The organism is Methanothermobacter sp. KEPCO 2, from assembly GCF_041228365.1.
In the GTDB taxonomy this organism is placed as follows: Archaea; Methanobacteriota; Methanobacteria; order Methanobacteriales; family Methanothermobacteraceae; genus Methanothermobacter; species Methanothermobacter marburgensis.
In genome coordinates this window covers 101395-115520 of record NZ_CP166185.1, presented here as the reverse complement: position 1 = coordinate 115520, position 14126 = coordinate 101395, and the positions used below count along the sequence as shown (strand labels likewise).

Genomic DNA, 14126 nt, shown 5'->3' with positions numbered 1-14126 from the left:
TAAATTGCACCCACAATAAATAGCATGTTACATCCACAATTTATTATTAAGATACCGGTTGATTGATATGAAAAGTTCCAGCATGGAGGAGCACAGGAGATTGGCTCCAGAGGACATAATCTGCGGTGTCATCACCCTCAGTGATTCAAAATATGAGGAATTCAGAAAAACCGGTGAAATACCTGAAGGTGACCTATCAGGCAGAAAACTCATGGAGGCACTGTCTGAAAGTTACTCTGTTAAGGAATACAGGATAATACCCGATGACAGACATGAACTTCTATCTGCAGTTGATGATATGATAGATAAGGGTGCTGACGTTATATTTACCACCGGTGGCACAGGAATCGGAAGTAGAGACATAACAGTGGAGACCCTAAGGGGTATCTTTGAAAAGGAACTGGATGGTTTCGGTGAGATATTCAGGTACCTCTCATTTAAAAAGCTGGGAGCAGGGGCGATACTCAGCAGGGCAACGGCGGGTGTATACAGAAAAACACTGATATTTGCACTTCCAGGGTCACCGAACGCGGTGGAACTTGGGATTGAAATTGCTGTCCCTGAACTAGGTCACCTTGTTAAGCACCTAAGGGAATAAACATGCTTTTTTTTTAAAGATGCTTCGAGAATTCTGCATCATTTTGAGTGCCCTATCATGAGACAATCGTTGGATAATTAACTGTGAAAGCAGGTTTTCTCAAATTATATGATCCCCTGAAATTAGAAGCTCAAAAAAATTAACTGTGAAAGCAGATTTTCTCAAATTATATGATCCCCTGAAATTAGAAGCTCAAAAAAATTAACTGTGAAAGCAGATTTTCTCAAATTATATGATCCCCTGAAATTAGAAGCTCAAAAAAAGATTAATTAATCAGTGATCATTCCTGAAATCAGAGACCGATATCAGCGGTATGAGTTCAATACCCCTTTTTTTGAATTCATCAACCGCCCCCTCCTCACGGTCAACCACAACAAATGTTTTCTCAACCACCCCTCCATTTTCCTGGATCGCCCTCACAGCCCTCAGAAGTGATCCTCCACTTGTTGTGACGTCCTCCACAACAGCGACCCTTTCACCGGTGTTCAGTTCACCCTCAATGAGTTTTGATGTTCCATAACCCTTCTTTTCCTTTCTTATCATGAGGAGGGGCTTTCTGGAGTAAAGGGACACTGCGGTAGCAATGGGGACCGCGCCCAGGGCAGGGCCCGCAATCCTGTCTGCACCCTCCACCTCACCCTTTATGAGCCTCGCTATCACATCAAGGACCTCAGGGTCGGTTATAGCTCGCTTGATATCAACGTAATAATCACTTTCTCTGCCTGATGAGAGGACAAACTTACCCCTCTGAATGACATTTCTCTCTGAAAGAAGTTTTATTAGTGTCTCTCTGAGTTTCTCCTGATCTTTGACCTGCATAATTTACAGACCCCCAGTTCGGCGCTGTAACAACCTGAACATACCATTGATCCGCATAGCCTGCAGGTGTGGAGAAAGTCCGCCCTGCCACAGAGGCTGCAGATCCCCTTAAGCTGCAAGGACCTTCACCCTGTTATTCCTCGCCGCCCCTTAGGAGTATCTTGTCCCCTATCTTTTTAACCATCTCGTAGGGAACTATTGTCTCGCCTTTTGATAGCCCAAGACCCTCTGATATTCCACCCTTTCCAAGAACAAGTGCCTCTATTGTCTGGGATTCTATGTCAACCTCAACGTCCTTTACCTTGCCTATCACCGTTGCGGAACTGTCAAGAACCTCTTTACCGATTATTTCTTCAACTATCCTCATGGTACCACCATTCAGTCACTGTATTATTATTGTTCTCATGGGTATTTAAAATTTTAAATGCGCTGAACCAAAACCTTTTTATATAATGAAATTCATTATCTTCTTTTTCTTACATGAATATACTTTATTCTCTGGAGGCATAAAACCAATGAAAAAAGCCCTGGAAATATTCTGGAATGACATCAAGACCGTTAAAAACAGTCCTGTGGTGCTATTCGTCATTGCAGTGATTATCTGTATCCCAGCACTGTACGCAGTTTTCAACATACAGGCAACCCTCGACCCATACTCAAAGACATCCAACATCAAGGTTGCGGTGGTCAATGAGGACAGGGGAGTGAATTTTGAGGGTGAAAAGCTCAATGTGGGTGCAGAATTCGTGGATGAACTCAGAAATAACAGAAACTTCGACTGGCAGTTCGTTGATCGTTCAGAAGCCATGAATGGACTCAGGGAGGGGGACTACTACGCCGTACTCATAATACCAGGAAACTTCAGCTCAGACCTCCTGTCCATCAAGAACGGCACCCCCAGGCAGGCCAGCATCGAGTACATAGTGAATGACAAGCTGAACCCTGTGGCTCCACGAATAACGAACGCAGGGGCAGATGCACTTCAGGCAAAGATAAACAGTGAAGTCGTTAAGACCATTGACGGGATAATATTCGGTAAGATAAGCAGTGCCGGTGAACTGGCAAGGGCAAACAGGGATGATATCCTCAGGACAAAGAAATTCATCAGCGAACTAAATGCAAACCTTGGTAAAATCGATGAAACCCTCAGCACAGCAAATTCAGATCTCGAAAAGGGGCAGAACATCTGGTCAGGGCTGAAGAGTGATTTGCCAGAAATTCAGGAAAACGCAAACTTTGTGAAGGAGAAATACAGTCTACTGGAGAGTTACATTGGAAAAGACCCTGCTAAAGCCCTATCAACAGTCCAGTCCATGGAGTCCCATCTCTCAGAGGCCATTACCTCAATGAAATACCTGAAGGCTGTTCTTGCCAGTTTATATTCCGCCACCGGGGATCCTAAGTTAAAAACAGCGATGGACCAGATAGACGCCAATATCCAGAAGGCCAACTCAGTTCTGGGCATACTTGAGGGTATAGAGACAGACCTCAAAACAAAGGGGACCACAGAACGCCTCGTGAAGCTCAGAGAATCCCTAAACAAAATGGACAGTGCACTGAACAACCTCATGGATAACAGGGCACAGATAGATGCTGCCATGAGGGATGCGTCATCAAAACTGGGCATCGCAAACTCAAAGTGGCCAGTTATGCGGTCAGCGATTCAGGACGCCCACAGAAAGCTTGGTATGATCAGTGAGGATGACCTCAACAGCCTTGTGAAACTGGCTGACATTGATCCTTCCGCTGTGAGGGAATACTTCAGAAGCCCTGTGAAGATGGAGAAGGAGCACATCTACCCTGTGAAGAATTACGGATCCGCGCTTGCACCATTCTACATACCAATATCCCTCTGGATAGGAGGTATTATCGCAGTTGCAATGATAAGCATGAGGGTGAAGTACGGTGAATACAGCAGCATACAGGTGTACTTTGGAAGGATGGGGCTCTTCCTCATAATAGCCATCTGTCAGGCCCTTGTTGTTGCAGCCGGAGCCCTGCTCCTCCAGGTGCAGATAACAGGGACGTTGCTGTTTCTGCTGACAGCCATCTACGTGAGCATCTGTTCCATGCTCATAATCTATTCCCTCACATCTGCCCTGGGGAACGCAGGAAAGGCCCTTTCAATAATAATCCTTGTGCTTCAGATCACAGGTACAGGGGGCATATTCCCTGTTGAACTCCTGCCACCATTTTTCCAGACAATCCACCCGTACCTCCCGCTCACCTACGCTGTGGGTGCTCTGAGGGAGGTGGTCGCTGGTGTGATCTGGAGTATCTACTGGAAGAACATGGCACTTCTTGCCCTCTTCCCCGTGGTGACCTTCCTTATCACGGTACTTGTAAAGGAAAAAATGGATAAAAGGGCCCACTGGATGGAGAGCAAACTAGAAGAAAGCGGTCTTTTCTAATTAAACTTTTTTATTTTTATTTTGCCATATAGGCCTGATCACTGATTATTAACAGAATTAAAGTTGTTCTGAGAAATATCGTTCATATTCTGTGAATGATTTCGAAATTCTTAAAAGAATTAAAAGGAGTTTTTAAGAGAATTTACTGAACATATCCCGAGGATTTCAGAATTTTTAACAGAAAAGCTGTCTTTAAGAGATACTGCGCAAACCATGACAATGATTTCAAAATAATGGCCGAATAAATAAAATATGGGGCCTAGAGGCCCAGTTCATCCTCTTCCATCTTCCTTTCTTCCTCTTCCCACTGGAGCTCCTCCATTATCTGCTCCTCCTCATCCTCACCGCCACAGTTCCAGTTCACAATACCATAAAGGACACAGAAAACCGTCACAAGGATGCAGAGGAGATAAGCACTCCAGACCCAAGGATCAGGTATACCAAGCACCATCACAGAACCTCCACATCAGACTCCCTCAAAACACCTCTCAACATGCTCACGGGACGGTGGCTCAGTAAGAAGACTCACAACAACCATGAAGATCGCCGAGACAGGCACCCCAATCAGTATCGGGTCAACAACAGGCCAGGGCATCGAAGAAACAACAGGACCCCCAAATAGGGCATTAGCAACCCCCAGGGCCTCCGCAGTCTTCTTATACTCAAACAGAAGCCATAAAAGGCTCACGATGGCACCTGAAACCATACCTGCAATCGCGCCCTCACGGGTGGCCCTCCTCCAGAAAATAGCCGCAGCATAAACCGACAGGAAGGAAGCAGCGCAAATACCAAAGAATAGAGCCGTCCCCTGCGCAATTATACTCCCAGGAAGCACGTAACCCAGAACAACCGCAATCAGAACCGCAATGATAATACCGCCCCTTGCTATGAGCACCGAACTATCACCCTTTTTATTCCTCAGAGTCTCATACACATCCCTTCCTATGGCTGTACCCTGCACATGGAACTGAGAACTCAGTGTGGACATTGCAGCAGAGAGCAGGGTCAGCATGAAGAGGTAGGAGAACCACTCAGGCATGGCAGAATTGATAAAGACAGGTATTATCTTATCCGCATTCCCGCCAGCAGCCTGGAGGGCAATTACACCTGCCTTTTTGAAGAAGTAAACATTTGAAAGGGCCCCCACAACAAATGAGCTCCAGGTCATCATGAATATGAAAAGTGCGCCTATCAGAACACCCCTGTTGAGCTCCCTGTTGGACCTCACCATCATGAACCTCACTATTAGCTGTGGCTGAGCAAGGACACCCACACCCACACCAAGGATAAGGGTTGAAAGGAGGGTCCACCAGTAGGGGCTGCCATAAACAGGCATGCTGGTCCAGCCAGTTGCACCCAGAGCCCTGGCCTTGGCAGGCACCAGATGAGAAATGCTGGTGAGGGCCTGATGAGCATCCACCACACCACCAAGAATGTAATAGGTTGACACAACCAGGAAAATCATACCCAGGAACATTATGGTACCCTGAAGGGCATCAGTATACATCACACCACGTATACCACCCAGGACGACATAAACAGCAACAATAACAGCCATCAATATAAGGGCCAGACTGAAACTTATATTTATTGTTGTCTCCAGGAACCTTGCGGCCCCGATAAGGACCACCGATGCGTAGAGTGGCATTCCCAGGAATATTATGGCCCCCCCAAATGACTGGAGGAACCTGCTATTGAACCTCCTCCCCAGGAACTCCGGGAAGGTGAGTGCAGACATGTTATGACCCATCTTCCTCGTGCGCTTACCAAAGAACACAAAGGCAATGAAAATACCCACAAGTATGTTGAGAAACACCAGCCAGAGTATACCCATCCCAAACACACCGGCCATGCCACCAAAACCCACAATCGCCGCCGTACTTATAAACGTGGCACCATAACTCATGGCCATAATGTAAGGATGGGTCTTCCTACCGGCCACCATGTAGTCCTCAGATGTCTCCGTCCTCCTCCAGGCCACATAACCAACATAGCCCACAAGAAGGAAGTAGACGAGAACAACGATACCCAGTACCAGAAAATCCATTCAACATCCTCCTTAAGCTTATCGATTTATAATTAATAATAATGACAATTAGGATATAAGTCTTTACAAAGGGAAAATTTAGAATGGTCAGATAGAAAGGGATCAATGGAGGATTTATGCTGTACTATAAAGACAGCCGTAGAATGCAACATCAGAGGATATTAAAATTAAATTATTAAGGTTTATCAGCATATGATAGACAAATAGTTCACAATAAAAGATAAGCATGATAAGAACTTATTCTAAATGATACATGAAAAAGCACCATCAGATTTAACTAAAATCAATAAAAGAGGGGGCCTAGAGGCCCAGTTCATCCTCTTCCATCTTTTTCTCTTCTTCCTCCCACTGGAGCTCCTCCATTATCTGCTCCTCCTCATCCTCACCGCCACGGTTCCAGTTCACAATACCATAAAGGACACAGAAAACCGTCACAAGGATGCAGAGGAGGTAAGCACTCCAGACCCAGGGATCAGGTATACCAAGCACCATCACAGAACCTCCACATCAGAGTCTCCAGAAACTTCCTGCAAAGAAACCATCACAGAACCTCCACATCAGAGTCTCCAGAAACTTCCTGCAAAGAAACCATCAGAGAACCTCCACATCAGACTCCCTCAAAACACCTCTCAACATGCTCACGGGACGGTGGCTCCGTAAGAAGACTCACAACAACCAGGAAGATCGCCGAGACAGGCACCCCAATCAGTATCGGGTCAACAACAGGCCAGGGCATCGAAGAAATAACAGGACCTCCAAAAATGGCCTTGGCAATCCCAAGAGCCTCTGCAGTCTTCTTATACTCGAAAAGAAGCCATAAAAGGCTCACAATGGCACCTGAAACCATACCTGCAATCGCGCCCTCACGGGTGGCCCTCCTCCAGAAAATAGCCGCAGCATAAACTGATAGGAAGGAAGCAGCGCAAATACCAAAGAATAGAGCCGTCCCCTGCGCAATTATACTCCCTGGCAGCAGGTAGCCCAGAACAACCGCAATCAGAACCGCAATGATAATACCGCCCCTTGCTATGAGGACTGACCTTTCGCCCTTTCTGTTTCTTATGGTCTCATACACATCCCTTCCTATGGCTGTACCCTGCACATGGAACTGTGCGCTGAGTGTGGACATTGCAGCAGAGAGCAGGGTCAGCATGAAGATATATGAGAACCACTCAGGCATGGCAGAATTGATGAAAACAGGTATTATCTTATCCGCATTCCCCCCAGCAGCCTGGAGGGCAATTACACCTGCCTTTTTGAAGAAGTAAACGTTTGAAAGGGCCCCAACCACATAGGCGCTCCAGGTCATCACGAATATGAAGAGTGCGCCTATCAGAACACCCCTGTTGAGCTCCCTGTTGGACCTCACCGTCATGAACCTCACTATTAGCTGTGGCTGAGCAAGGACACCCACACCCACACCGAGTATTATGGTTGACAGGAGGGTCCACCAGTAGGGGCTGCCATAAACAGGCATGCTGGTCCAGCCAGTTGCACCCAGAGCCCTGGCCTTGGCAGGCACCAGATGAGAAATGCTGGTGAGGGCCTGATGAGCATCCACCACACCACCAAGAATGTAATAGGTTGACACAACCAGGAAAATCATACCCAGGAACATTATGGTACCCTGAAGGGCATCAGTATACATCACACCACGTATACCACCCAGGACGACATAAACAGCAACAATAACAGCCATCAGGATGAGGGCTATGTTGAAGTTAAGACCAAGGATAGTTTCAATAAATCTTGCGGCCCCTATAAGGACCACTGATGCGTAGAGTGGCATTCCCAGGAATATTATGGCCCCCCCAAATGACTGGAGGAACCTGCTATTGAACCTCCTCCCCAGGAACTCCGGGAAGGTGAGTGCAGACATGTTATGACCCATCTTCCTCGTGCGCTTACCAAAGAACACAAAGGCAATGAAAATACCCACAAGTATGTTGAGAAACACCAGCCAGAGTATACCCATCCCAAACACACCGGCCATGCCACCAAAACCCACAATCGCCGCCGTACTTATAAACGTGGCGCCGTAACTCATGGCCATGATGTAAGGATGGGTCTTCCTACCGGCCACCATGTAGTCCTCTGAGGTCTCCGTCCTCCTCCAGGCCACATAACCAACATAGCCCACAAGAAGGAAGTAGACGAGAACAACGATACCCAGTACCAGAAAATCCATTCAACATCCTCCTTACGTTCATCAGTTACAATTTATAATTAACGATAATGATAATTAACATATAAGTCTTTACAGAAAGAAAACTGAGAGAATCACATTCAAAGGAGATCAAAATGATATGGAACCCTGAAGCAGAATGCATGAGTCAGGAAGAAAAACAGGAATTACAGCTCAGGAGACTGCAGGAGACAGTTAAAAGAGCTTATGAGAACGTTCCCTACTACAACAAACGTTTAAACGATTTAGAGGTGTTTCCAGAGGACATAGAAACACTGGATGATATAGAGAAGCTGCCATTCACCACAAAGAATGACCTCAGGGACGCATACCCCTTCGGGATGTTTGCAGTGCCAGATGAGGATATAGTGGAGGTCCACACATCATCAGGGACCACCGGTAAGCCAGTTGTTTCCGGTTACACCAGGAGGGACCTTGAAATATGGTCGGAGGTCATGGCGAGATCCCTGACCATGGGGATGGCAACAAAAAAGGACCGTATACAGAACTGCTATGGCTACGGGCTTTTCACAGGTGGCCTTGGTGTTCACTACGGGGCCCAGAAGATCGGGGCGACCGTCATCCCAATCTCAGCGGGTAACACCAAGAGGCAGATCGAGATAATGCAGGACTTCGGGACCACAATAATAACATGCACACCCTCCTATGCACTCTACCTTGCAGAGGTCCTTGAAAAGGAGGGCGTCGATATTGAAAGTCTGAACCTCAAATCAGGCATATTCGGTGCCGAGATGTGGACTGAAGAAATGAGAAATGCCATAGAGGAAAGGCTGGGCCTCACCGCCCTCAACATCTATGGCCTCACAGAGATAATAGGCCCAGGAGTCGCCCAGGAGTGTACCGAGAAGAACGGCCTCCACATCTTTGAGGATCACTTCTACCCGGAGATAATAGACCCGAAAACAGAAGAGAAACTCCCCTATGGCAGGAAGGGGGAGCTGGTACTCACAACACTCACAAGGGAGGGTATGCCAATCCTCAGGTTCAGGACAAAGGACATAACAGCCCTCAGGAACGATGAATGCGGATGCGGCCGTACCCTTGTGAGAATGGACAGGATAACAGGTAGAAGCGACGACATGCTCAAGATCAGGGGTGTCATTGTCTTCCCATCACAGATCGAAAGGGCCCTCCTCAAGATAAAGGGTCTTGAACCACACTACCAGATAGTGGTCACAAGGCCCGAGTTTCTGGATGAGCTTGAGGTCCAGGTTGAAGCGTCCCCCAAACTCTTCTCCGATGAGGTTAAACATGTGGAAGAGGCCAGAAAGATGATAGAGAAGCATATACACAGTGAAATAGGTCTGCGTGTTAACGTCACACTTGTGGAACCGGGAAGCCTTCCAAGAAGTGAGGGTAAAGCCATAAGGGTAATAGATAAGAGGAAATTTGACTAATGGAGGTGCCTTAAATGAAACTGAAGCAGATATCAGTCTTTCTTGAAAACAGGAAGGGCAGGCTGAAAAATGCCATTCACGCCCTTTCAGAGGAGGGTGTGAACATAAGGGCCCTTTCCATTGCGGACACATCCGAATTTGGGATACTGAGGATGATAGTTTCGGACCCTGAAGCTGCAAGGAAAGCCCTTGAGAAGAAGAACTTCGTGGTAAGGGTCAACGATGTTATAGCCGTTGAGGTACCTGATGAACCTGGAGGACTTGACGGTATACTGGGTGTGCTCACAGAAAGGGATATAAACGTGGAATACATCTACGCCTTCGTTGAGAAAAAGGGGGAAAAGGCAGTTGTTGTTATAAGGACAGAGGATGTTGATGAGGGTATAAGGGCACTTGAGGATGCTGGAATCCCCGTACTTTCATCTGAGGATATCTACATCCTCTAAACCCTTAACCATCAGTCACCATCAACGACCACACATCCGAGGATATCCACACCATCTAAATCCTTTAAAGTCACTCACAATTAACGGCTTCAAACCCCTCATGGAATGCCCTCAGGTTCACTTCCATCAACTTTGGGGGCAGGTTATTCTTCATGGACTCTATAAGTGTCTCTTTACCCAGTGGAAACCCAGTGGTGGCCGTTGCGGCGCCCAGCATAACCATGTTGAGTGATAGTATGTGACCTGCCTCCACAGCGATTTTCTCCCCATTGAAGCTCCTTACACTACCTGCATTCTCCTCAAGAGTTTTAATTATCTCTTCAAGTGGAGGATAGGGGTGTGGGCTTTTTATCAGGTTGAATGGTGGTATCTTTGATGTATTCACAATTACACAGGCGTCTTCGGACATTTTGGGAAGTGCCCTCAGGGCCTCAAGGGGTTCGAAGGCTATTACAAGGTCAGCCACACCCTGGGGTATGATGGAACCCCTCACATCACCGAACCTTATCTCTGTTGAGACAGCACCACCCCTCTGGGCCATCCCATGGATCTCACTCATGACAACATTCATTCCCTCATTCATGGCGGCCTCACCGATTATAACGGATGTCTTTATTATCCCCTGGCCGCCAACACCACACACATAAATGTTGTAGCTCATCTTTTTCCCTCCGGTTTTATGGCTCCTGCTGGACATATCTGGAGGCATATGGTACATCCCCTGCAGTAGAGAGGATCTATGAAGACCCTTCCATCCTCCTCAACCATCGCTGGACAGGCAAGTTCATTGAGGCATTCAAGACAGAGGTCACATTTCTCCTCATCAACCCTCACCGGTCTTCCGCGGACAGCGCCCTCAGATAGCATGCAGGGGTATCTGGATATAACCACGGCCACAGATTCGTGCTGAAGGGCCCTTCTGATGGTTTCAGAGGATCTCCTTATGTTCATTGGGTTAACGGTCTCCACAAATTCAACACCACAGGCCCTGGCGATATCCTCTATGGATATGGCTGGGGCCTCCTCCCCCATCCCATCAACCGGGAGCCCCGGGTGTGGCTGTCCACCGGTCATTGCGGTTGTCCTGTTATCCAGTATAACCAGAACGAATCTCTGCCTGTTGTGGACAGCATTTATGAGTGGCGGTATACCTGCATGGAAAAAGGTGGAATCCCCTATGAAGGAAACTATCCTCTGGGATGTTGCAGCCGAAAACCCGCAGGCGGTACCCACACTGGACCCCATGCTGAGGAGGTAATCTGCCGCAGAGTAGGGGGGCTCTATGCCGAGAGTGTAGCACCCGATATCGGTGGGGAATATGAGATCCTCCCCCCCAATACCGAGTTCAGAGGCGGCCCTCCTCACCGAATAGTACATGGCCCTGTGGGGACACCCCGGGCAGAGTGCAGGGGGTCTTTCAGGTAAATCAGGCGCTTTTATTCCCTTTTCATGGATTTTGATTCCTGTGAGTCCTGAAATTGCCCTTCTCACTATGTCCTCACTGTACTCATACATCTCAGGGAGTGTGCCGTCCAGTTTTCCATGGACCCCCACATCAAGGCCCTCAGAGGCTGCAACTGCAAGGACCTCCCTCTCCATTACTGGATCCACCTCCTCAACAACAAGCACCCTTTCAAGTCCAGAGAGAAAGTCGGCTACAAGTCCCGCAGGGAATGGGTAGGTGAATCCCAGTTTCAGGACCGGGACATCAAGTCCGAGTGTCTGGAGTGCATCGTATACATAGTTGAAGGCCCCTCCAGATGCAATTATTCCCAGATCCGATTCAGAGTCCTCATTGAGTACCCTGTTCAGTTCTGAGGTGTCTGCAACCCTCTTAAGTTTCTTCATCTTCTCAACAAGTTCACTGCGCATCACCCTTGCGGTTGCAGGTACAGGTACAAACTGCTCTGGATTCTTCCTGAAAAATCCATTCACAGGTTCTTTCCTTCTCTCGCCAGCCTCCACAACTCCCCTCATGTGTGAGACCCTGGTTGTGGTCCTTAAGAGTACCGGTATCCTGTATTCCTCAGAGAGTTCAAAGGCATGATTCATGTATTCAAGGATCTCCTGTGGATTTGAGGGTTCGAGGAGTGGAACCCATGCAAGGCGTGCGTAGTGCCTGTTATCCTGTTCATTCTGTGATGAAAACATCGAGGGGTCATCGGCAGATAGGACAACCATCCCTGCCCTCACACCGGTGTATGCTACACTCATGAATGAGTCTGATGCAACATTCAACCCCACATGCTTCATGAATGTGAATGAGCGGACTCCTGATGCGGCGGCGGCTGCTGCGACTTCAAGTGCCACCTTCTCATTTATCGAGAACTCAAAGTAGATCCCTGCCCTCTGTGCAATCTTTGATAGGACATTCCCTATCTCTGATGATGGTGTTCCAGGGTAGGTGCTTGCTACACCAACCCCCGACTCTATCGCAGCCCTCACCGCTGCCTCGTTACCAAGTAAGAATAATCTATCGCCCCTTCCGGCGTCAAGGATATCATCCAGTTCCATGAAATCACCTCGGAGTAATAATTTAAGTACTCTGCTGTGGATGGCCTGCAAGGCGATACATCCTGTCAGTACACATAGCAACCGTACTCAGAATACATATATTAACATTTTATAAAAAATTTATCAGTTGGAATCACAAACCTTAATATGGACCATGAACAATTAGGATTCAGTTAATTCTAAATAATTTCTTCACATGATTCGGTGCGGAGATAAAAATGATAAATGTTAAGGTTTTAAGGTTTGAACCAGGTGTAGATGAGAAACCACATCTTGAAAGTTATGATATACCTTCAAAGGAAAAAATGAAGGTTCTTGATGCCCTTCAGCTTATAAATAAAATGTATAATGCCAATATTGCCTTCAGAAGCTCATGCAGGGCAGGGCAGTGCGGTTCATGTGCTGTTAAGATGAACGGGGAGGTTGTCCTGGCATGCAGGGCCGAGGTGGAGGATGGTGCCGTTATTGAGCCGGTGGACCTCCCGGTTATAAAGGACCTCATGGTTGACAGAAGCGAAATAGAGGATAAGGTGAGGGCCATGGGCCTCTACCTCCAGTCAGAAGCCAGGGGCATCCAGAGGATCAGACCAGAGGACTACCAGGACACCAAGAAACTGAGGGGATGCATAGAGTGTTTCTCCTGCATAAGTTCATGCCCCGTTATAAAGGAGAGCACAGAGTATGCGGGACCCTACTTCATGAGGTACATATCAAAATTTGCCTTCGACCCCCGTGATGAGGCCGAAAGAGCCGCTGGGGGTGTGGAGGAAGGACTTTACTGCTGTACCACCTGCGGTAAATGTGCCGAGGTATGCCCCAAGGAACTCAATGTACCAGGGGATGCAATTGAAAAACTGAGGGCCATGGCATGCAGAGAGGGCGCAGGACCCCTCGATGCCCACAAAAAGATTAAAAAACTCATTTCAGAGACTGGTAGATCCGTTGACCGAATAAAAGAGGGTTTCATTGAATCAGTGGGGAGGAAACCAGGTTCAAGGATAGGGTTCTTCACAGGCTGCCTGGTCGACTACAGGATGCCTGAGGTTGGAATGGCACTTCTGAGGGTGCTGAGAGAACACGGCTTTGAAGTTGATGTACCTGATGGTCAGGTGTGCTGTGGATCACCCATGATAAGGACAGGGCAGCTCGATATTGTTGAGGATCTTGTTGAGAGAAACAGGAGGGCCCTTGAAGGGTATGACACCATAATAACAGTCTGTGCTGGCTGCGGAGCCACCCTCAAGAAGGACTATCCCCGTTATGGCGTTAAACTGAACGTACTTGACATCAGCCAATTCCTGGCGGATCGGATTGACGACATTAAAATGAAGCCGGTCAACATGAGGGTGACCTACCATGACCCCTGCCACCTTCTGAGGGGCCAGGGCGTTAAACTGGAACCAAGGAAGATACTTAACAGCATCCCGGGCCTTGAATTTGTTGAAATGGAAAAACAGGGGCAGTGCTGTGGATCAGGTGGGGGTGTGAAATCCGGTAAACCTGAGATAGCCGAAAGCCTGGGAAAGAAGAAGGCTGAGATGATACGCAAACTCAATGTTGACGCCGTGATAACAATATGCCCCTTCTGCCAGCTCCATATCAAGGATTCCCTTGAGAAAGAGGGTCTTGGGGACGTGAAGGTTATGAACATCCTTGAACTCCTCGACATGGCCTATTCTGATGACTGA

14 protein-coding genes are annotated in these 14126 nt (G+C 47.7%); 5 read left to right on the top strand and 9 right to left on the bottom strand.

Going from position 1 to position 14126, the window contains the following annotated elements:
• The first annotated feature begins 67 nt into the window (after positions 1 to 67).
• Complete coding sequence (locus tag AB9H23_RS00640) at positions 68 to 598, top strand: MogA/MoaB family molybdenum cofactor biosynthesis protein (protein WP_321211640.1); 531 nt, start codon at positions 68 to 70, stop codon at positions 596 to 598.
• Positions 599 to 871: 273 nt separating this feature from the next.
• Here AB9H23_RS00640 and pyrE read toward each other — a convergent pair whose 3' ends face one another.
• From pyrE to AB9H23_RS00625, 3 genes are read right to left on the bottom strand one after another with little or no spacing between them, the layout of a single operon-like run.
• Entirely contained in the window at positions 872 to 1417 is a 546-nt protein-coding gene (gene pyrE / locus AB9H23_RS00635) for an orotate phosphoribosyltransferase (RefSeq protein WP_321211639.1), read from the bottom strand.
• Complete coding sequence (locus tag AB9H23_RS00630; protein WP_370004958.1) at positions 1378 to 1536, bottom strand: orotate phosphoribosyltransferase; 159 nt, start codon at positions 1534 to 1536, stop codon at positions 1378 to 1380. The genes pyrE and AB9H23_RS00630 overlap by 40 nt, the downstream gene beginning before the upstream one ends.
• Before the next feature lie 14 nt (positions 1537 to 1550).
• Entirely contained in the window at positions 1551 to 1784 is a 234-nt protein-coding gene (locus AB9H23_RS00625) for a PRC-barrel domain-containing protein (protein ID WP_013295256.1), read from the bottom strand.
• Between the two features lie 148 nt (positions 1785 to 1932).
• On the opposite strand from AB9H23_RS00625, the gene AB9H23_RS00620 reads away from it, so the two are divergent.
• The gene (locus AB9H23_RS00620; protein WP_370004956.1) at positions 1933 to 3828 is read left to right on the top strand and encodes a YhgE/Pip domain-containing protein; all 1896 of its coding nucleotides are present in this window, start codon (positions 1933 to 1935) and stop codon (positions 3826 to 3828) included.
• A 259-nt stretch (positions 3829 to 4087) separates the two neighbouring features.
• Here the strand turns inward: AB9H23_RS00620 and AB9H23_RS00615 are convergent, their stop codons facing one another.
• From AB9H23_RS00615 to AB9H23_RS00600, 4 genes are all read right to left on the bottom strand, one after another.
• Positions 4088 to 4279: a symporter small accessory protein gene (locus tag AB9H23_RS00615; protein WP_370004954.1), complete on the bottom strand. Its 192-nt coding sequence runs from the start codon at positions 4277 to 4279 to the stop codon at positions 4088 to 4090.
• 15 nt (positions 4280 to 4294) lie between these two features.
• Positions 4295 to 5875 (bottom strand): sodium:solute symporter, encoded by a 1581-nt coding sequence (locus AB9H23_RS00610; protein ID WP_370004952.1) that lies wholly within the window; start codon positions 5873 to 5875, stop codon positions 4295 to 4297.
• Between the two features lie 300 nt (positions 5876 to 6175).
• The gene (locus AB9H23_RS00605; RefSeq protein ID WP_013295254.1) at positions 6176 to 6367 is read right to left on the bottom strand and encodes a symporter small accessory protein; all 192 of its coding nucleotides are present in this window, start codon (positions 6365 to 6367) and stop codon (positions 6176 to 6178) included.
• Positions 6368 to 6482: 115 nt separating this feature from the next.
• A complete protein-coding gene (locus AB9H23_RS00600; protein WP_321211634.1) occupies positions 6483 to 8063 on the bottom strand; it encodes a sodium:solute symporter family protein in 1581 nt (526 codons plus the stop codon).
• A 113-nt stretch (positions 8064 to 8176) separates the two neighbouring features.
• Between AB9H23_RS00600 and AB9H23_RS00595 the strand changes: the two genes are divergently transcribed.
• Entirely contained in the window at positions 8177 to 9478 is a 1302-nt protein-coding gene (locus tag AB9H23_RS00595; protein ID WP_321211633.1) for a phenylacetate--CoA ligase, read from the top strand.
• Between the two features lie 14 nt (positions 9479 to 9492).
• On the top strand, positions 9493 to 9924 hold the full coding sequence (locus AB9H23_RS00590; protein WP_013295251.1) for an ACT domain-containing protein: 432 nt from the start codon (positions 9493 to 9495) through the stop codon (positions 9922 to 9924).
• 70 nt (positions 9925 to 9994) lie between these two features.
• On the opposite strand, the gene AB9H23_RS00585 is transcribed toward AB9H23_RS00590, so the two are convergent.
• Both AB9H23_RS00585 and iorA read right to left on the bottom strand, forming a co-directional pair.
• Complete coding sequence (locus tag AB9H23_RS00585) at positions 9995 to 10585, bottom strand: indolepyruvate oxidoreductase subunit beta (protein ID WP_321211632.1); 591 nt, start codon at positions 10583 to 10585, stop codon at positions 9995 to 9997.
• Positions 10582 to 12438: an indolepyruvate ferredoxin oxidoreductase subunit alpha gene (iorA, locus tag AB9H23_RS00580; protein ID WP_321211631.1), complete on the bottom strand. Its 1857-nt coding sequence runs from the start codon at positions 12436 to 12438 to the stop codon at positions 10582 to 10584. Before iorA ends, AB9H23_RS00585 begins: the two co-directional genes overlap by 4 nt.
• Before the next feature lie 218 nt (positions 12439 to 12656).
• Between iorA and tfrB the strand changes: the two genes are divergently transcribed.
• Positions 12657 to 14126, top strand: coding sequence for a fumarate reductase (CoM/CoB) subunit TfrB (gene tfrB / locus AB9H23_RS00575; protein WP_321211630.1), 1470 nt, complete (start codon positions 12657 to 12659; stop codon positions 14124 to 14126).